Source organism: Serratia sp. MF1(2023) (assembly GCF_030954545.1).
Taxonomy (GTDB): domain Bacteria; phylum Pseudomonadota; class Gammaproteobacteria; order Enterobacterales; family Enterobacteriaceae; genus Serratia; species Serratia sarumanii.
Genome location: NZ_JAVHUX010000008.1, coordinates 60,711 through 79,955, shown reverse-complemented (window position 1 = coordinate 79,955; position 19,245 = coordinate 60,711). Strand labels below are relative to the sequence as shown.

Sequence of the window (19,245 nt, the reverse complement as noted above, 5' to 3'; positions counted from 1 at the left end):
TTTGCATGATGAATGATAAAGATCTCTCGACCTGGCAGACGTTCCGTCGACTCTGGCCGATGATCACTCCTTTTAAGACCGGGCTGATTGTGGCCGCCATTGCGTTGATTATGAACGCAGCGGGGGACACGCTGATGCTGTCTCTGCTTAAACCGTTATTGGACGATGGGTTTGGAAAAACCGACAGCAGCGTGCTGGTGTGGATGCCGCTGGCGGTGATTGCGCTGATGCTGATGCGCGGGGTGACCAGCTTTGTTTCAAGCTACTGCATTTCCTGGGTTTCCGGCATGGTGGTGATGCAGATGCGCCGCCGCCTGTTTGGCCACATGATGAGAATGCCGGTGGCCTTCTTCGATCAGCAATCCACCGGGACGTTGCTGTCGCGCATTACCTATGATTCCGAGCAGGTGGCGTCTTCTTCTTCCAGCGCGCTGGTGACCGTGGTGCGCGAAGGGGCCTCGATCATTGGCCTGTTCATCATGATGTTCTACTACAGCTGGCAGCTGTCGGTGATCCTGATCGTGCTGGCGCCGATCGTTTCCATCGCCATTCGCCTGGTGTCCAAGCGTTTTCGCAACATCAGCAAGAACATGCAGAACACCATGGGGCAGGTGACCACCAGCGCCGAACAGATGCTGAAAGGCCATAAAGAAGTGCTGATCTTCGGTGGCCAGCAGGTGGAAACCGAGCGCTTTAACTCGGTGAGCAACCGCATGCGTCAACAAGGCATGAAACTGGTCTCTGCGTCTTCCATTTCCGATCCGATCATTCAGCTGATCGCTTCGCTGGCCTTGGCGTTCGTGCTGTTTGCCGCCAGCTTCCCGAGCGTGATGGAAACCCTGACCGCCGGCACCATTACCGTGGTGTTCTCGTCAATGATCGCGCTGATGCGTCCGCTGAAGTCGCTGACCAACGTCAATGCCCAGTTCCAGCGTGGGATGGCGGCCTGCCAGACGCTGTTCTCCATCTTGGATATGGAACAGGAAAAAGACACCGGCACCCGCGAAGTGAAGCGCGCGAAAGGCGACATCGAATTCCGCAACGTCACCTTCTACTATCCGGCTAAAGAAACGCCGGCGCTGCGTGATATCAACCTGAAAATCGCCGAAGGCAAGACTGTGGCGTTGGTGGGCCGCTCGGGTTCGGGTAAATCCACCATCGCCAACCTGCTGACGCGCTTCTACGATATTCAGGAAGGCGAAATCCTGATGGATGGCCACGATCTGCGTGAATATACCCTGGCCTCACTGCGTAATCAGGTGGCGCTGGTCTCGCAAAACGTGCACCTGTTCAACGACACCATCGCCAATAACATCGCCTATGCGCGCGAGAGCGAATACAGCCGCGAGCAGATTGAGAAAGCGGCCGAAATGGCGTACGCGATGGACTTCATCAACAAGATGGAAAACGGCCTGGATACGGTGATCGGTGAAAACGGCGTGATGCTGTCCGGCGGCCAACGTCAGCGCATCGCCATCGCGCGTGCTTTGCTGCGCGATTGCCCGATCCTGATCCTGGATGAGGCGACTTCTGCGCTGGATACCGAATCCGAGCGTGCCATTCAGGCCGCACTGGACGAGCTGCAGAAAGACCGTACTTCGCTGGTGATCGCACACCGTCTGTCGACGATTGAGAAGGCGGACGAGATCCTGGTGGTGGAGGACGGTCGCATCGTCGAACGCGGCGAGCACGCCGAGTTGCTTGAACGGCAGGGCGCCTATGCGCAACTGCACCGCATGCAGTTTGGTCAATAATGATTGAGCGCATTTGGTCCGGCGGTTCGCTGCTTTATCTGGCGCTGTTGCCGCTCTCCTGGCTGTATGGCCTGTTCAGCTGGCTGATCCGCCTCAGCTACCGCTGTGGCCTGCGCAAAAGCTGGCGTTCGCCGGTGCCGGTGGTGGTGGTGGGCAACCTCACCGCCGGTGGCAACGGCAAAACGCCGATGGTGATCTGGCTGGTGGAACACCTGCAGCAGCGGGGCTATCGCGTTGGTGTGGTGTCACGCGGTTACGGCGGCAAGTCGGCGGTCTATCCCCTGGTGCTCAATCAGAATACCTCGACCCGCGAGGCGGGCGATGAGCCGGTGCTGATTTATCAGCGGACCGGTGCGCCCGTGGCGATCGCGCCCAAGCGAGCAGAGGCGGTGCAGGCCTTGCTGCAACAACAGCCGCTGGATGCGATCGTCACCGACGATGGCTTGCAGCACTATGCTTTACAGCGTGACTTCGAGCTGGTGGTCATCGACGGCGTGCGTCGCTTCGGCAACGGCTGGTGGCTGCCGGCCGGGCCGATGCGCGAGCGTGCTGCGCGGCTTGGCAGTGTCAATGCGCGCGTCGCCAATGGCGGCGTGGCGCAGGCCGGGGAAATTGCCATGCGCCTGCAGGCGCGTGATGCGGTGAACCTGCTGAGCGGTGAACGTCGCCCGGCGGCCGAGCTGCCGCGCGTGGTAGCGATGGCGGGCATCGGCCATCCGCCGCGTTTCTTCGCGACGTTGGAAAAACTGAACGTCGAGGTGGTGCAGGAAGTGGCGTTTGCCGATCATCAGGAATATCAGCAGGCGCAGCTGGCGGCGCTGGTTGCTGCCGATCAAACGCTGTTGATGACGGAGAAGGACGCGGTGAAATGTCGCGCCTTTGCCCAGCCCAATTGGTGGTATTTGCCGGTTGATGCGGTGCTACCGTCCGCTCAGGCTGAGCAACTGCTGCAGGATATCGAATCTCTGCTGACCAAGTAACCTCAGGATGTCAGCGTGGCAAGCCCCAGGGCTTGCGCGCAGGCTTCCAGCGAACGCTGCTGGGTTTGCTGATACAGCGCCAGCTCGTCGATCACCTCACTGCCCAACGCTTGTTCAAACGCTGCCCGGCTGGAAGCGGCGTTGTACTGCGCGTGGCGGCTGTCCCCCAGATTCGACTGGAAAATCCCCGCGGCGCTGACCGGCAGAAAATCTTCATACACCAGCGGCTGGAAGCGAACGTGTTCTTTCTCGATCAGTTGCTCCAGAGTGCTGTGCTTATCCAGCGACTCTTTGGCCGCCAGGCCGCATTCGGTCGGGAAATAGCGGAACCAGGCCAGCTGTTGCTCGCGCAGCGTGGCGTAATCATCCGGAAACGCCCGGAAGTTTTCCTCCAGCAGTTGATAGTAGCGCTCGGCATTTTTCTCGCTCGGCGGCCCCTGCAGCGCATCGTTGGTGGCCTGCAGCAGACGGTCGTAGAGTTCTCGTCCTTTCGTCGTCAGCGCCACACCGCGCTGTTCGATCTCGCCGAAGCGCGCGGTATGGTGGCCGGCGACGGCGCGGCCGTCATGCTCAACGAAATCGACGCGTTCTTCCAACGCCTTGAAGCTGGTTTGGCGCAGCAGGATCGCGCGACGGCGGCGCGGCGGGCCCTCGATGACCGCCTTGGGCGTAATGCCGCGGCCGGGCATCGCCTGCTGAACGCGATCGATATCCAGCGTGCGCGGTGTCAGATGGTTGATATGCGGCCCTTTAAACGCCACCACGTCGGCGATCAGGCGATGCTGATCGTGCAGCTGCCGGTATTCTTCGGCGCTGACCGTCGCCTGGTTGTGCCAGCGGAAGGTTTCCAGCGCTTGTTCGACAAATTCTTGCGCCTGCACTTCATTCAGCCCGCCTTGCGCTTCCTGCAGCGCGATCAGCTCCAGCGCGCGATCGGTAAAGATGCGGCGGCGCGCCAGCAAGCGCTCGGCCAGCGCACGCAGCGCGGGATCTTCTATCAGTTCCAGGCGCAGCAGGGAGGTGAACACGCGGAAAGGGCTGATCTGCAGCGCGTCTTCGTGTACGGCGCGAAAAGCGGTGGAGTGCACCGGAACGCCCGCCACCGACAGGTCATAGTAACCGACCGGTGCCATGCCCATCACCCGGAACAGGCGGCGCAGGGTGGCCAGCTCGTCCGCGGTGCCGACCCGGATGGCGCCGTGGCGCTCCATCGCCAGGCGTTCTATCTCGCCGGTAATTTGCAGTTGATGAGCCAGTGCGGCATCTTCGCGCAGAACCTGTCGGTTGGTTTCCGCCACCAGCTCCAGCAGATCGCCGTACAGCGGCACCTCCTTTTGATACATGTCCGACATCGCGTGAGAGAATCTGGCGCGGATTTCATTAGGTGAAACGAACTGCTGGGCGGTCATGCGCATAGCTCCTTGATTCAGCATAATCTGAAAAATCGTGTTTTTAGCGGCAAAAGTGCTGGCGAAAAAGCCGTCTGCCTTGTTTTCCCCTCAAGTTTAGCTATCTGGTTTGGGATTTGTTATAGACGTGGCAAGCATATTAGAGTTTTATGCGTCAGCTCTCATTTGCAGCGCACAGACGGGCAAAAGATGCCTTGGCGAGCGGAGAGACGCGGTGGTTCGGCCGCGGCGACCATTAAATTAAGTCATGCATATTCAGGGAGATAAAAATAAATTCGGCTTATTTATGAATTTAAGGCAATAAACCTCTTGTGCATTCACCAGTTTTATGAGTAAATGCAAGTCGGCCTGTAATCCAGACCTATTTATGTTCGAGTTTAGAGTTAAGCAGTTCCTCCAAAAACGTTATCATCCGATTCCGCTTCAAAGACGAACCTTCTAAGTACCTCCCATAAGTAATGTTTCTGAAACGGCCCCAATTGCCTCTTATGGCAGGTTTTGTAAATATATTTAAAGGTAAATGTAATGTCTAAGAAGACTGGTCAGGTTAAGTGGTTCAACGAAAGCAAAGGTTTTGGTTTCATTGAGCAGAACGACGGCGGCAAAGATGTATTCGTACACTTCTCCGCAATCATGACCGACGGTTTCAAGACCCTGGCTGAAGGCCAGCGCGTCGAGTACACCATCCAGGACAGCCCGCGCGGGCCGGCTGCCGCCAACGTAGTTGCTCTGTAAGAATACAGGGAACGCGTATAAGAGATCTTAATACAACCATGGTGATGCGTCAGCGCTGAGTCATGCGGAAGATATTAAGTTCAACAAACCCGCCTTAGTGCGGGTTTTTTATTTTTTGCTCACGAGAGGTTTGTTACGAAAAACTTTAGGATGGGCTGGTAGCGTCCAGACAATATAAAAAATGACGTTGTCAAGGATGCTCAAGTAAAAGGATATAAGTTATGTTTAAAAATACTGTGTTAAAAATGGGCCGCGTGAAATGGTTTAATCAGGCCGAAGGCTATGGTTTTATTTCACCGGTAGATGGCAGCGACGAAATCTATGTCAATCGCAACGCTATCGCCAACACCAAAAATAAGTCGTTGAACGAAGGTCAGAACGTCGAGTTCTCGATCTATCGCAGCTCACATGGGCTGTCCGCGGCAGACGTTATCGCGTTCTGATCGCATCCACCTTCCTCGCCAGTGCCGGTGTCGCCACCCGCATGCACTGGCGAAGATAAATCCCTCGATATCCACTATTATCAGGCCATTGCCTACTTGCCACGGATATCAGGATGACCACCCCGATAATTTCCCTTACCGCCGCTCGCGCGCTGCACCTTGCCGCCCAGGGGCTGCTTTCTCCGCTTAAACGCCAGGCTCGGCCCGACGACGTCGTGAACGCGATCCAGCGCATGGGGCTGTTACAAATCGATACCATTAGCGTCGTCGCCCGCAGCCCGTATCTGGTGCTGTTCAGCCGTTTGGGGGTCTATCAACCGGAATGGCTGGAGCAGGCGCTCGCCGGCCGCAAGCTGTTCGAGTATTGGGCGCACGAAGCCTGTTTCCTGCCGATCGAGGATTTTGGTCTGCTGCGGCATCGCATGCTGGCGCCGCATGATATGGGCTGGAAATATTCCGCCGACTGGGTGCAGCAGCACCAGGCGGCGATGGACAACCTGCTGCGGCACATCGAACAACAGGGGCCGGTGCGCTCCGCCGATTTCAGCGCCGAGAAGAAAGGCAACAGCGGATGGTGGGACTGGAAACCGGAGAAACGGCATCTGGAGATCCTGTTTACCGCCGGCAAGCTGATGGTGGCCGAGCGTCGCAACTTCCACCGGGTTTACGATCTGACCGAAAGGCTGCTGCCGGCCTGGGACGATGCGCGTCATGCGCTGCCTGCGGAGCGGGCGCGCCGGCAAATGTTGCATCGCACCTGCCGCTATCTGGGCATTTTCCGCGCCGAATGGTTGGCGGATTACTATCGGCTGAAACGCGTGGCGCCAAAAACTTTGCTGGCAGAGCTGCAGGATCAGGGGGAGATTTCGCCGGTGCGGGTAGAGGGGCTGGAAGGGCAGTTCTATGTGCATGGCTCACTGACGGAACTGCTGCCGCTGGCGGAACAGGGCAAGCTGAAATCGACGGTCACCAGCCTGCTGTCGCCGTTTGATCCGGTGGTTTGGGATCGCCGCCGGGCGCTCGAGCTGTTCAACTTTGACTATCGGCTGGAGTGCTATACGCCGAAAGAAAAACGCCGCTATGGCTACTTCACCTTGCCGGTGCTGCATCGGGGTGAACTGGTGGGGCGCATTGACGCCAAGGCGCACCGCCGCCAGGGGGTGTTCGAGATCATCAGCTTTCATGCGGAGCCGCGGGTGCGCTTCGGCAAACGGCGGGCCCAGGATATTCGGCAGGCCATCGCGCGTATGGCCAAATGGCACGGCGCGCAACGCGTCGCGCTGGGCGACATTCCGGCGGCGTTGGCCGCTGAATGGGGTGCCGGCTGGGAAGTGGGATAACGAGCGACGCCGTCGGTGGGGTAAAACGAAGTTCAGCGCCGCTCGTTACAAAGGGGCTCAGTGGCTGAAGTTAGCGAACAGAGCGATGATTTTATGCAGACGTTTGATCACGTATCACGGCCTTTTTGTGATTTGTATCACAAAATTCTACGCCGGGATGCGCCGCAGTTCAAGCTGTTGCGCCGGCGCGCTGAGGAAATATCGGTGGGTTGGCGCCGCCGGTGATTAACCTGAGGCCGGGCGTTATGCTATCCTCACTGCCTTTCCCAGATGACCAATCCCCTAGCGGAGGATGCATGGACCACCGTTTACTCGAAATCGTTGCCTGCCCGGTATGCAACGGCAAACTCTATTTCAATAAAGAAAACCAGGAACTGGTGTGCAAAGCGGACGGGTTGGCTTACCCGCTGCGCGACGGCATTCCGGTGCTGTTGGAAAATGAAGCGCGTGCGCTGTCGCTGGATGAGAAGCACGCATGAGTTTTATCGCTATTATTCCCGCCCGCTACGCCTCAACCCGTTTGCCGGGCAAACCGCTGGCCGATATTCACGGCAAGCCGATGGTGGTGCACGTGATGGAGCGCGCCCGCGAGTCCGGCGCCAGCCGCGTCATCGTGGCGACCGATCACCTTGAAGTCGCCAAAGCGGTGGAAGCCGCCGGCGGCGAAGTGTGCATGACCAGCCCGGATCACCATTCCGGCACCGAGCGTCTGGCGGAAGTGATCGCGCACTACGGCTTTGCCGACGACCAGATCATCGTTAACGTGCAGGGCGATGAACCGCTGATCCCGCCGGTGATCGTGCGTCAGGTGGCTGAGAACCTGGCGGGCAGCCAGGCCGGTATGGCGACGCTGGCAGTGCCGATCGAGAGCGCCGAAGAGGCTTTCAACCCCAACGCGGTGAAGGTCGTGATGGACGCGCAGGGCTACGCGCTCTATTTCTCACGCGCCACCATTCCGTGGGACCGTGAGCGTTTCGCCGCGTCGAAAGAGAGCATCGGCGACAGCCTGCTGCGTCATATCGGCATCTACGCCTATCGCGCCGGCTTCGTGCGCCGCTACGTCAGCTGGGCGCCGAGCCAACTGGAGCAGATCGAGCTGTTGGAACAGCTGCGGGTGCTGTGGTACGGTGAAAAAATCCACGTGGCGGTCGCGAAAGCGATCCCGAGCGTGGGGGTCGATACGCCGGAAGATCTCCAGCGCGTGCGCGACAGCATTCAACCCTGAGCCTGAGTTCGTCGGCGCGGCGCGCAACGCGCCGACGATGCAATACCCTCCATTATTGATCCCCGTTTTGTTGATCTGCGTTGAAGAATTTTTCCGCTCACCGTTCGATGATGTTACGCATCCCCCCTATTAGCCTGAGGTGAATGCCTTATGGAGCAGTTACGCGCCGAACTGAGCATTGTGCTGGGTGAGTCCATCAGCCGGCTGGAGCGGGTGAGCGAGCAGCCTTATGCGCATATGTATTCGCTGTACGATCGGCAGGGCAACGCGATCCCGCTGATGGCGAAAAGCTTTATCTGTCAGGGTATCGCCCAGCAGGAGGCGTACAAGCTGTCAATGCTGGCGCGCGACGGGGATATTCGCCTGCCTACGGTGTACGGCGTGGTGTGTACCCACCAGGCGCCGTACAAGGAAATCCTGCTGATCGAGCGCCTGCGCGGCGTGTCGGCTGAAGCGCCGACGCGTTCGCCGGATCGCTGGAATATGCTGATGGAGCAGATCGTTGACGGGATATTGGCCTGGCACCGCATCGACAGCCACGGCAGCGTCGGCAGCGTTGACAGCACGCAGGAGAACGACTGGTTTTGCTGGTATCAACAGCGGGTCGAAGTGCTGTGGGCGACGGTGGTCAATCTCACTACCCCGCAGCTGACCATGGCGGATCGCCGTTTGCTGTACCGCACGCGCGAAGCGCTGACCCATTTTTTCGTCGGCTTCGACGATCCTTGCGTTCTGGTGCACGGTAACCTGTCGCTGCGCAGCATGCTGAAAGATCCCAAAAGCGATCAATTGCTGGCGATGCTCAATCCCGGCGTGGTGCTGTGGGCGCCACGCGAATACGATCTTTTCCGCCTGTGCGAGGCGGGTATGCCCAGCCAACTGCTGTTCAGCTATCTGCGCCGGGCGCCGGTCGCCGACGCTTTTCTGGCGCGGCGCTGGCTGTACGTGGTGTGGGAAGCGGTGGGGCGTTTGATCCATACCGGCAAGCTGGAGCGGCGGCCGTTCGACTATGCGTCGCAACAGCTGCTGCCCTGGCTGGCCGGTTGAACGGGCCTTACTCGGCGCCGGCGCGGTCCGCGCCTTTCAGCCATTGCCACAGGCTGCCCAGCGTTTCATACCAGGCGCGCTCGGTATGGCCGAGGAACATTGACGACGGCGTGGCGCGATCCCAGATATTCAGCGGCGAGTCGATCGCCAACTGGTTAGCCGGCGCCGGGATCGGGTGCAGGCCTTTCGCCTCGAAGAAGCGCATGGCGCGCGGCAGATGGTTGGCGGAGGTGACCAGAATGAAGGGTTGCTCGCCGACCAACTTGGCGACCTGAGCGGCTTCTTGCTCGGTATCGCGCGGTTCCCTCAGGATCACCATATCGCTGCGCGGCACGCCCAGGCTTTCGGCCACCAGCGCCGCCGTGGCGGCGTTGCTTTGCATGCGTCCGGCGGACGCGCCGGTAAACACCATCCTGGCGCCGGGATGCGCAAGATAAAGCCGCACGCCTTCCGTCACGCGCGGCAGACTGTTGCCGAGCAGGTTCGAGCTGGGCGCCCAATCGGGATTGTAGGTATAGCCCCCGCCCAATACCACGATGTAGCTGACCGGATCGTTGCCGCGATAAGTCTGGTATTCGGCTTCGATCGGCCGCAGCAGCCGGTCGGCCACCGGTTGCAGGCTGAAAAGCAGTAAAAACAGCCAGCTCAGCGTGAAAATCGTCTTACCGCTTTTTTGCCAGCGGGTGAACCACAGCAGCAGCAGCGCCAGCCCCATCAGCAGCATCAACAGCGGCAGCGGCATCAGCATGGCGCCAAAGAACTTTTTCAGGTTGAACAGCATCGAAAATCAGATCCTTTTGGGTGAAAAAGCGGCATCCAGGCATAAACGAGCCGCAAGAAGATACATTCTAAGCCAGTCTGTGCCAAAATAGCAGGTTTGAATGGGCGTGCGCTTTGCCGCCGACAAGAATGAGATCAGCGGAGCCGTTGTCCATGCAGGATCGCAATTTTGACGATATTGCTGAAAAATTTGCGCGTAATATTTACGGCACCACTAAAGGAAAAATCCGCCAGGCGGTGGTTTGGCAGGATCTGACCGGGCTGCTGGCACAGTTGCCGCAGCGGCCGCTGCGCATCCTCGACGCCGGGGGCGGTGAAGGCCATATGGCCTGCCAGTTGGCAGAATTAGGACATCAGGTGTTGTTGTGCGATCTTTCTGGTGAGATGATCCAGCGCGCCGCGCAGCTGGCGGAGCAGAAAGGTGTGAGCCAGAACATGCAATTCGTACAAAGTTCTGCGCAGGATATCGCTCAACATTTGGAACAGCCGGTTGATCTGATATTGTTTCATGCAGTGCTTGAATGGATCGCCGAGCCCGAAGCGGCGCTGCGGGCGTTGTATGACTGCCTGACGCCGGGCGGTGCGCTGTCGCTGATGTTCTTCAACGCCAACGGCCTCTTGATGCGCAACGTGGTGTTGGGTAATTTCCAACTGGTGGATCCCGAGGTCAGGCGGCGCCGCAAGCGTTCGCTGTCGCCGCAATATCCGCACGATCCGCTATTGGTCTACGGTTGGCTGGAACAGCTGGGCATGCGCATCAGCGGCAAAACCGGGGTGCGGGTGTTCCACGACTATCTGCAGAGCAGACAGCTGCAAACACAAAAATTTGAAGAGTTACTGGCGCTTGAACAGCACTATTGCCGGCAGGAGCCGTACGTGAGTTTGGGGCGCTATATTCACGTCATGGCGCATAAACCAAACCTGAAGGACGAACTATGAGTGAATTTTCCCAGACAGTACCCGAACTGGTCGCCTGGGCACGGAAAAATGATTTCTCTATTTCGCTCCCTACTGAGCGTCTCGCATTTTTGCTCGCCATCGCCACCCTGAACGGCGAACGGCTGGACGGCGAGATGAGCGAAGGTGAGCTGGTTGATGCATTTCGCCATGTCAGCAAGGGTTTTGAACAGACGCATGAAACGGTGGCGATGCGCGCCAACAATGCGATCAACGACATGGTGCGCCAGCGCCTGTTGAACCGCTTTACCAGCGAACTGGCGGACGGTAACGCGATTTACCGCCTCACGCCGCTGGGCATCGGCATTACCGATTACTATATTCGCCAACGCGAATTCTCCACGCTGCGTCTGTCGATGCAGCTGTCGATCGTGGCGCAGGAGCTCAAGCGCGCCGCCGACGCCGCCGACGAGGGCGGCGACGATTTCCATTGGCACCGCAACGTGTTCGCGCCATTGAAATATTCGGTGGCGGAAATCTTCGACAGCATCGACATGACCCAACGCGTGATGGACGAGCAGCAGCAGAGCGTGAAAAACGACATCGCGGCGCTGCTGAGCAAAGACTGGCGGGCGGCGATCTCCAGTTGTGAAATGCTGCTGTCGGAAACCTCGGGCACCCTGCGCGAGCTGCAGGATACGCTGGATGCGGCGGGCGACAAGCTGCAGGCCAACCTGCTGCGCATCCAGGACGCCACCCTCGGCAACGTGGAGCTGGGCTTCGTCGACAAGCTGGTGTTCGATCTGCAAAGCAAGCTGGATCGCATCATCAGCTGGGGCCAGCAGGCGATTGACCTGTGGATCGGCTACGATCGCCACGTGCATAAATTTATCCGTACCGCTATCGATATGGATAAAAACCGCGTGTTCGCCCAACGCCTGCGCCAGTCGGTGCAAACCTATTTCGACCACCCGTGGGCGCTGACCCATGCCAATGCCGATCGTCTGCTGGATATGCGCGACGAAGAACTGGCGCTGCGCAGCGAGGAAGTGACCGGGGAACTGCCGCCGGATCTGGAGTTCGAAGAGTTCAGCGAAATTCGCGAACAGCTGGCGGCGATGATCGAAGAGGCGCTGAAGGTGTATCAGGAACAGCAGATGCCGCTCAACCTTGCAGCGGTGATGCGCGATTATCTGGCGCAATATCCGCGTGCGCGTCATTTCGACGTGGCACGTTTAGTGGTCGACCAGGCAGTGCGCCTCGGTGTGGCTGAAGCAGATTTCTCAGGGTTGCCGGCGGAATGGCAGGCAATCAATGATTACGGAGCCAAGGTCCAGGCCCATGTCATCGACAAATATTGAACAAGTAATGCCAGTCAAGCTGGCCAAGGCACTGTCCAACTCGCTGTTCCCGGCGCTGGACAGCCAACTGCGCGCGGGTCGTCACATCGGTATCGATGAGCTGGACAACCATGCCTTTTTAATGGATTTCCAGGATGAGCTGGAAGAATTTTACACCCGTTACAGCGTCGAGCTGATTCGGGCGCCGGAAGGTTTCTTCTATTTGCGCCCGCGCTCTACCACGCTGATCCCGCGCTCGGTGCTGTCCGAGCTGGATATGATGGTGGGTAAGATCTTGTGCTACCTGTACCTCAGCCCCGAGCGCCTGGCGCACGAAGGCATTTTCAGCCATCAGGAGCTGTACGACGAGCTGCTGAGCCTGGCCGATGAGAACAAGCTGCTGAAGTTCGTTAATCAGCGCTCCACCGGTTCGGATCTCGATCGGCAGAAGCTGCACGAAAAGGTGCGCACCTCGCTGAACCGCCTGCGCCGCCTTGGCATGGTCTACTTCATGGGCAATGACAGCAGCAAGTTCCGCATTACCGAGGCGGTGTTCCGCTTCGGCGCCGACGTGCGCAGCGGCGACGATCCGCGTGAAGCGCAGCTGCGCATGATTCGCGACGGCGAGGCGATGCCGGTTGAAACCAGCCTGTCGCTGAACGATGAGAATGAGGCTGAGGATCAGCAGGTTGATAACGCTCCTGACGGTGCAGAGGATGAACAGGAATGATTGAACGCGGTAAATTTCGCTCGCTGACGCTGGTTAACTGGAACGGCTTCTTTGCCCGCACCTTTGATCTGGATGAGCTGGTGACCACGCTGTCTGGCGGTAACGGGGCAGGGAAATCCACCACCATGGCGGCTTTCGTCACCGCACTGATCCCCGATCTGACGCTGCTGCACTTTCGTAACACCACCGAAGCGGGCGCCACCAGCGGTTCGCGCGATAAAGGCCTGCACGGCAAGCTGCGCGCCGGCGTGTGCTACTCCACCCTCGACGTCGTCAACTCGCGCCACCAGCGCGTGGTGGTCGGCGTGCGTCTGCAGCAGGTAGCGGGGCGCGATCGCAAGGTCGACATCAAACCATTCACCATTCAGGGCCTGCCGACCGCGGTGCAGCCGACCGAGCTGCTGACCCAGACCGTGGGTGAGCGCCAGGCGCGCGTGCTGTCGCTGCAGGAACTGAAGGATCGCGTGGAAGAGATGGAGGGCGTGCAGTTCAAGCAGTTCAACTCCATCACCGATTACCACTCGCTGATGTTCGATCTGGGCGTGATCCCGAAACGCCTGCGTTCGTCCGCCGATCGCAGCAAATTCTACCGTCTGATTGAAGCGTCGCTGTACGGCGGTATTTCCAGCGCTATCACTCGCTCGCTGCGCGATTACCTGCTGCCGGAAAACAGCGGCGTGCGCAAGGCGTTCCAGGATATGGAAGCGGCGCTGCGCGAAAACCGCATGACGCTGGAAGCGATCCGCGTCACCCAGTCGGATCGCGATCTGTTCAAGCATTTGATCTCCGAGGCTACCTCCTATGTGGCGGCGGACTATATGCGTCACGCCAACGAACGCCGCATCCATCTGGACGGCGCGCTGGCGCTGCGCAGCGATCTGTTGGGCAGCCGCAAGCAACTGGCCGCCGAACAGTATCGCCATGTGGAAATGGCGCGCGAGCTGAGCGAACAGAGCGGTGCCGAATCCGATCTGGAAACCGATTACCAGGCCGCCAGCGACCACCTGAATCTGGTGCAGACGGCGATGCGTCAGCAGGAGAAGATCGAACGCTATGAAGCCGATCTGGAAGAGCTGACCTACCGTCTGGAAGAGCAGAACGAAGTGGTGGCCGAGGCGAGCGAGCAACAGGCCGAAAATGAAGCGCGCGCCGAAGCGGCCGAGCTGGAAGTGGATGAGCTGAAGAGCCAGCTGGCCGACTACCAGCAGGCGCTCGACGTGCAGCAGACCCGCGCCATTCAGTATCAGCAGGCGCTGCAGGCGCTGGAGCGCGCACGCGCGCTGTGCCAACTGCCGGATCTGACCGCCGATAACGCCGAACAGTGGCTGGATACCTTCCAGGCCCGCGAGCAGGAGGCGACCGAAGCGCTGCTGATGCTGGAACAGAAGCTGAGCGTGGCCGACGCCGCGCACGGCCAGTTCGAACAGGCCTATCAGCTGGTGGGTAAAATCGCCGGCCAGGTCAGCCGCAGCGAAGCCTGGCAGTGCGCGCGCGAATTGCTGCGCGACTGGCCTTCGCAGCAGCACCTCGCCGAGCGCGTTCAGCCGCTGCGCCTGCGCCTGAGCGAACTGGAACAGCGCCTGCGCTCGCAGCAGGACGCCGAGCGCCTGCTGCAAGAGTTTTGCAAACGCCATGGCCAAGAGTACCAGCCGGACGATCTCGACATGCTGCAGCAGGAGCTGGAAGAGCGCCTGGAAGCGCTGTCGCAGAACGTCAGCGAAGCCGGCGAACGCCGCATGGAGATGCGCCAGGAGCTGGAGCAGATCCAGCAGCGCATCCGTGAGCTGACGGCGCGCGCGCCGGTGTGGCTGGCGGCGCAGGACGCTCTGAGCCAGCTCAGCGATCAGAGCGGAGAGCCGCTGGAAAACAGCCAGCAGGTGACCGAATACATGCAGCAGCTGCTGGAGCGCGAGCGTGAAACCACCGTCGAGCGCGACGAAGTGGCGGCCCGCAAACGTGAAGTGGAAGCGCAGATCGAACGTCTCAGCCAGCCGGGCGGCGCGGAAGATCAACGCCTGGTCACGCTGGCCGAACGTTTCGGCGGCGTGTTGCTGTCGGAAATCTACGATGACGTCACCATCGACGACGCGCCTTACTTCTCGGCGCTGTACGGCCCTTCGCGCCACGCCATCGTGGTGCCGGATCTGTCGCTGGTGCGCGAGATGCTGGAAGGGCTGGAAGATTGCCCGGAAGATCTTTACCTGATCGAAGGGGATCCGCAGTCGTTCGATGACAGCGTATTCGCCGTCGAAGAGCAGGAAAAAGCGGTGGTGGTGAAAATCGCCGATCGCCAGTGGCGTTACTCCCGCTACCCGGAAGTGCCGTTGTTCGGCCGCGCGGCGCGCGAAAACCGCCTGGAAGTGCTGCATGCCGAGCGTGAAACGCTGGCGGAGCGCTATGCCACGCTGTCGTTCGACGTGCAGAAAACCCAGCGCTCGCACCAGGCTTTCAGCCGCTTTATCGGCACCCATCTGGCGGTGGCGTTCGACGCCGACCCGGAAGCGGAGATCCGCGGCCTGAACGCCCGCCGTGGCGAAATCGAACGCGCGCTGAACAATCACGAAGCGCAGAACCAGCAGCAGCGTCAGCAGTACGATCAGGCCAAAGAGGGTATTTCCGCGCTCAACCGCCTGATGCCGCTGGTGTCGTTGCTGAACGATGAAACGTTGCAGGACCGCGTCGACGAGATGCGCGAAGAGCTGGAAGAAGCGCAGGACGCCGCGCGTCATATTCAGCAGCACGGCGTGTCGCTGGCCAAGCTGGAGCCGCTGCTGTCGGTGCTGCAGAGCGATCCGCAGCAGCATGAACAGCTGCAGCAGGATTACGCGCAGGCGCAAAGCGTGCAGCGTCAGGCGAAACAGCAGGCGTTCGCGCTGACCGAGGTGGTGCAGCGTCGCGCGCACTTCAGCTACACCGATTCTGCCGGCATGCAGAACGCCAACAACGATCTCAACGACAAGCTGCGCCAGCGTCTGGAGCAGGCGGAAGCCGAACGCGCCCGCGCCCGTGAGCAACTGCGCCAGTATCAAACCCAGTTCACCCAGTACAGTCAGGTGCTGGCTTCGCTGAAAAGCTCGTACGACGCCAAGCGCGACATGCTGAAAGAGCTGAGCCAGGAGCTGGTGGACATCGGCGTGCAGGCCGACGCCAATGCCGAAGCGCGCGCCCGCGCGCGTCGCGACGAACTGCATGCGGCGCTGAGCAACAACCGCGCTCGCCGCAATCAGCTGGAGAAACAGCTAACCTTCTGCGAAGCCGAAATGGACGGCCTGCAGAAGAAGCTGCGCAAGCTGGAACGCGATTATCATCAGTTGCGCGAGCAGGTGGTGACCGCCAAGGCGGGCTGGTGCGCGGTGATGCGCCTGGTGAAAGACAACGGCGTGGAACGCCGCCTGCACCGCCGCGAGCTGGCGTATATGGATGGCGACGAGCTGCGCTCGATGTCGGATAAGGCGCTCGGCGCGCTGCGTCTGGCGGTGGCGGATAATGAACACCTGCGCGACGTGCTGCGCCTGTCGGAAGATCCGAAGCGGCCGGAGCGTAAGATTCAGTTCTATATCGCGGTGTACCAGCACCTGCGCGAGCGCATCCGTCAGGACATCATCCGCACCGACGATCCGGTCGAGGCCATCGAACAGATGGAAATCGAGCTGGGCCGTCTGACCGAAGAGCTGACCGCGCGCGAGCAGAAGCTGGCGATCAGTTCGAAAAGCGTGGCCAACATCATTCGCAAAACCATTCAGCGCGAACAGAACCGCATTCGCATGCTGAACCAGGGGCTGCAGGCCGTTGCCTTCGGCCAGGTGAAGAGCGTGCGGCTGAACGTCAATGTGCGCGAAGCGCACGCCACTCTGCTGGACGTGCTCTCCGAGCAGCAGGAACAGCATCAGGATCTGTTCAACAGTAACCGCCTGACCTTCTCCGAAGCGTTGGCCAAACTGTATCAGCGCCTGAATCCGCAGATCGACATGGGGCAGCGCACGCCACAGACCATCGGCGAGGAGTTGCTGGACTACCGCAACTACCTGGAGATGGAAGTGGAGGTATACCGTGGCTCCGACGGCTGGCTGCGTGCGGAAAGCGGCGCGTTGTCTACCGGTGAAGCCATCGGTACCGGGATGTCAATCCTGGTGATGGTGGTGCAGAGCTGGGAAGAAGAGTCCCGTCGCCTGCGCGGCAAAGACATCTCGCCGTGCCGCCTGCTGTTCCTCGATGAAGCGGCGCGTCTGGATGCCAAGTCGATCGCTACGCTGTTCGAGCTGTGCGACCGTCTGGAGATGCAGCTGATCATCGCGGCGCCGGAAAACATCAGCCCGGAGAAGGGCACCACCTATAAACTGGTGCGTAAGGTGTTCCAGAACCACGAGCATGTGCACGTGGTGGGGCTGCGCGGTTTCGCCGGCGAGCCGCCGGCGCTGGGTGCTGCGCCGGTTGAAACGCCGTAACGCAGAAAAACGCCCTAAAAATCCGAAAATAGCCGCCGCAGGGTGGCTATTTTTTTGTGCGCGTGGATGATAGTCCTGCTTTTTTATCCGTTGAAAAGCGGTTAGTTTAATCACATAAACAGTTATTCGGCGCCCGCAGGGCGAAACGGCCTTTCTGTTTGTATACTGAAACTATATGCAGTTTTTGACGTTTTTTTTGTGAGCATACAGGGGGCAAGGGATGTTGCTTAAAAAGGGAAACTCTCTACGACGTTTGGCGCTGAGTGGCGCTATCGCCTGTAGTCTTGTGTCGTCGTTTTCCGCATCGGCCACCGTCCCGGCGTTGCCGGTGGCATCAGCAGGCATGTCCGTTGCGCAGAGCCGTTCTGAACTGCTGGCCGCGTTGCCGCGCGGCATGGATTTGCACTACCTGTCCACGCTGGCGCCGCTGTATGCGGCGAATCACATGCAGCCGATGTGGCAGGATCGCGAAGCCGTTCAGCAATTTCAGCAGCAGCTGGCCGAGCTGGCGATGTCTGGCGTGCAGCCGCAGTTCACCCAATGGGTGAAGATGTTGACCGATCCGGCGCTCAGTGAAGCGGGCCGCGATGCGGTGCTGTCCGATGCGATGCTGGGCTATTTGCAGTTCGTCTCCGCCATCGGTGCCAACGGCAACAACTGGCTGTACAGCAATATTCCCTACAAGCTTGGCTTGCCGCCCACCGCGGTGATCAACCAATGGCAGCTGGCGGTGCGCCAGGCGCGTACTCTGAGCTACGTGAATTCGCTCGCGCCGCAGCATCCGCAATACGCCAAGATGCATCAGGCGCTGCGCGACATGCTGGCGGATAATCGTCCCTGGCCGCAGGTGGGCAGCGGCCCGAGCCTGCGTCCAGGCCAAATGAGCAATGATATTCCGGCGCTGCGTGAGATCCTGACGCGCACCGGTATGCTCGCCGCCGCGGCGCCGGAAGCGGAGCCGGAACCGGCGGTGGTTTCGGCGAAGATCAATGAGCCCGACGACGGCGGGCTGACGGTAGACGAAGAGAAAAGCCGCGTGACGGTCAGCCCATCGGCAGCGCCGGTGACGGAGCTGACCGCGGAACAGACGCCGCCGCAGATTGGCAGCGTGGTGAGCGATAACCTCTATACCGACGAACTGGTGGAGGGCGTCAAGCGCTTCCAGAAATGGCAAGGGCTGACGGCGGATGGCGTGATCGGCGTGCGCACCCGCGAGTGGCTCAACGTGTCACCGAAAACCCGCGCCGCGCTGCTGGCGCTGAATATCCAGCGCCTGCGGATCCTGCCGGGGCATGTCGGCACCGGCATCATGGTGAACATTCCCAACTACTCGCTGACCTACTACCAGAACGGCAATGAGGTGCTGTCTTCCCGCGTTATCGTCGGGCGGCCGAGCCGCAAGACGCCGCTGATGAGCAGCGCGTTGAACAACGTGGTGGTCAACCCGCCGTGGAACGTGCCGACTACCCTGGTGCGTGAGGACATCGTGCCGAAGGCGATGCGTGACGGTAACTACTTCCAGAAACACGGCTATACCGTGCTGTCGGGCTGGAGCAACGATGCGGAAGTGATCAACCCGGCGATGATCGACTGGAGCATGGTCTCTGCGCGCAACTTCCCGTATCGCGTGCGTCAGGCGCCGGGCGCGACCAACTCGCTGGGGCGCTTCAAGTTCAATATGCCGAGCTCGGACGCTATCTACCTGCACGATACCCCGAACCACAGCCTGTTCCAGAAAGATATCCGCGCGCTCAGCTCCGGCTGCGTGCGGGTGAACAAGGCTTCCGATTTGGCGAATATGCTGCTGCAGGACGCCGGCTGGAACAACAGCCGCGTGTCTTCCACGCTGAAAGAAGGGAATACCACTTATGTGAATATTCGCCAGCGTATTCCCGTAAAACTGTATTATCTGACCGCCTGGGTTTCGGATGACGGCCAACCGCAATTCCGTACAGATATTTACAATTATGATAATACGGTGCGATCGGGCGCACAAATTTTGGCTCAGGCCAAAAAATTAATGCAGTAAATGCAGTAATTATAAATAAATAACGGTCAGAATGTTTGGCTATACCGCAGGCCCTCGTAGCCGGGGGCCTGTAAACCTAGGCGTATCGCGG

15 protein-coding genes are annotated in these 19,245 nt (G+C 59.7%); 13 read left to right on the top strand and 2 right to left on the bottom strand.

Annotated elements, in window-relative coordinates; all coding sequences use genetic code 11:
- Positions 1–5 precede the first annotated feature (5 nt).
- Together msbA and lpxK are read left to right on the top strand one after the other, a co-directional pair.
- A complete protein-coding gene (gene msbA, locus REA38_RS03285; protein WP_021504329.1) occupies positions 6–1,754 on the top strand; it encodes a lipid A ABC transporter ATP-binding protein/permease MsbA in 1,749 nt (582 codons plus the stop codon).
- Positions 1,754–2,734, top strand: coding sequence for a tetraacyldisaccharide 4'-kinase (lpxK, locus tag REA38_RS03280; protein ID WP_033637855.1), 981 nt, complete (start codon positions 1,754–1,756; stop codon positions 2,732–2,734). Before msbA ends, lpxK begins: the two co-directional genes overlap by 1 nt.
- A 2-nt stretch (positions 2,735–2,736) precedes the next feature.
- Here lpxK and REA38_RS03275 read toward each other — a convergent pair whose 3' ends face one another.
- Entirely contained in the window at positions 2,737–4,143 is a 1,407-nt protein-coding gene (locus REA38_RS03275) for a VOC family protein (RefSeq protein WP_033637856.1), read from the bottom strand.
- Positions 4,144–4,668: 525 nt separating this feature from the next.
- On the opposite strand from REA38_RS03275, the gene REA38_RS03270 reads away from it, so the two are divergent.
- The 6 genes from REA38_RS03270 to REA38_RS03245 all read left to right on the top strand — a co-directional run bounded on the left by REA38_RS03270 (position 4,669) and on the right by REA38_RS03245 (position 8,933).
- Positions 4,669–4,878 carry a cold shock domain-containing protein gene (locus REA38_RS03270; protein ID WP_019454537.1) on the top strand — a complete coding sequence of 70 codons (210 nt, stop codon included), beginning with the start codon at positions 4,669–4,671 and terminating at the stop codon, positions 4,876–4,878.
- A gap of 221 nt (positions 4,879–5,099) precedes the next feature.
- Positions 5,100–5,321, top strand: a complete 222-nt coding sequence (locus REA38_RS03265; protein WP_004928241.1) for a cold-shock protein — start codon at positions 5,100–5,102, stop codon at positions 5,319–5,321.
- A 113-nt stretch (positions 5,322–5,434) separates the two neighbouring features.
- Positions 5,435–6,661: a winged helix-turn-helix domain-containing protein gene (locus tag REA38_RS03260; RefSeq protein ID WP_308884972.1), complete on the top strand. Its 1,227-nt coding sequence runs from the start codon at positions 5,435–5,437 to the stop codon at positions 6,659–6,661.
- Positions 6,662–6,957: 296 nt separating this feature from the next.
- Positions 6,958–7,140, top strand: coding sequence for a Trm112 family protein (locus REA38_RS03255; RefSeq protein ID WP_004928237.1), 183 nt, complete (start codon positions 6,958–6,960; stop codon positions 7,138–7,140).
- Complete coding sequence (kdsB, locus tag REA38_RS03250) at positions 7,137–7,886, top strand: 3-deoxy-manno-octulosonate cytidylyltransferase (RefSeq protein WP_025302283.1); 750 nt, start codon at positions 7,137–7,139, stop codon at positions 7,884–7,886. The genes REA38_RS03255 and kdsB overlap by 4 nt, the downstream gene beginning before the upstream one ends.
- Positions 7,887–8,036: 150 nt before the next feature.
- Entirely contained in the window at positions 8,037–8,933 is an 897-nt protein-coding gene (locus REA38_RS03245) for a YcbJ family phosphotransferase (protein ID WP_033654240.1), read from the top strand.
- A 7-nt stretch (positions 8,934–8,940) separates the two neighbouring features.
- Here REA38_RS03245 and elyC read toward each other — a convergent pair whose 3' ends face one another.
- Positions 8,941–9,714 (bottom strand): envelope biogenesis factor ElyC, encoded by a 774-nt coding sequence (gene elyC, locus REA38_RS03240; protein ID WP_151265001.1) that lies wholly within the window; start codon positions 9,712–9,714, stop codon positions 8,941–8,943.
- A 152-nt stretch (positions 9,715–9,866) separates the two neighbouring features.
- Here elyC and cmoM point away from each other — a divergent pair, with 152 nt between their 5' ends.
- From cmoM to ldtD, 5 genes are all read left to right on the top strand, one after another.
- A complete protein-coding gene (gene cmoM / locus REA38_RS03235; protein WP_033646604.1) occupies positions 9,867–10,652 on the top strand; it encodes a tRNA uridine 5-oxyacetic acid(34) methyltransferase CmoM in 786 nt (261 codons plus the stop codon).
- On the top strand, positions 10,649–11,971 hold the full coding sequence (mukF, locus tag REA38_RS03230; protein WP_004928228.1) for a chromosome partition protein MukF: 1,323 nt from the start codon (positions 10,649–10,651) through the stop codon (positions 11,969–11,971). The genes cmoM and mukF overlap by 4 nt, the downstream gene beginning before the upstream one ends.
- Positions 11,952–12,680, top strand: coding sequence for a chromosome partition protein MukE (gene mukE, locus REA38_RS03225; protein ID WP_033637863.1), 729 nt, complete (start codon positions 11,952–11,954; stop codon positions 12,678–12,680). The genes mukF and mukE overlap by 20 nt, the downstream gene beginning before the upstream one ends.
- Positions 12,677–17,125 (top strand): chromosome partition protein MukB, encoded by a 4,449-nt coding sequence (gene mukB / locus REA38_RS03220; RefSeq protein WP_060419715.1) that lies wholly within the window; start codon positions 12,677–12,679, stop codon positions 17,123–17,125. The genes mukE and mukB overlap by 4 nt, the downstream gene beginning before the upstream one ends.
- A gap of 220 nt (positions 17,126–17,345) precedes the next feature.
- Positions 17,346–19,154 (top strand): L,D-transpeptidase, encoded by a 1,809-nt coding sequence (gene ldtD, locus REA38_RS03215; protein ID WP_049233767.1) that lies wholly within the window; start codon positions 17,346–17,348, stop codon positions 19,152–19,154.
- Positions 19,155–19,245: the final 91 nt, after the last annotated feature.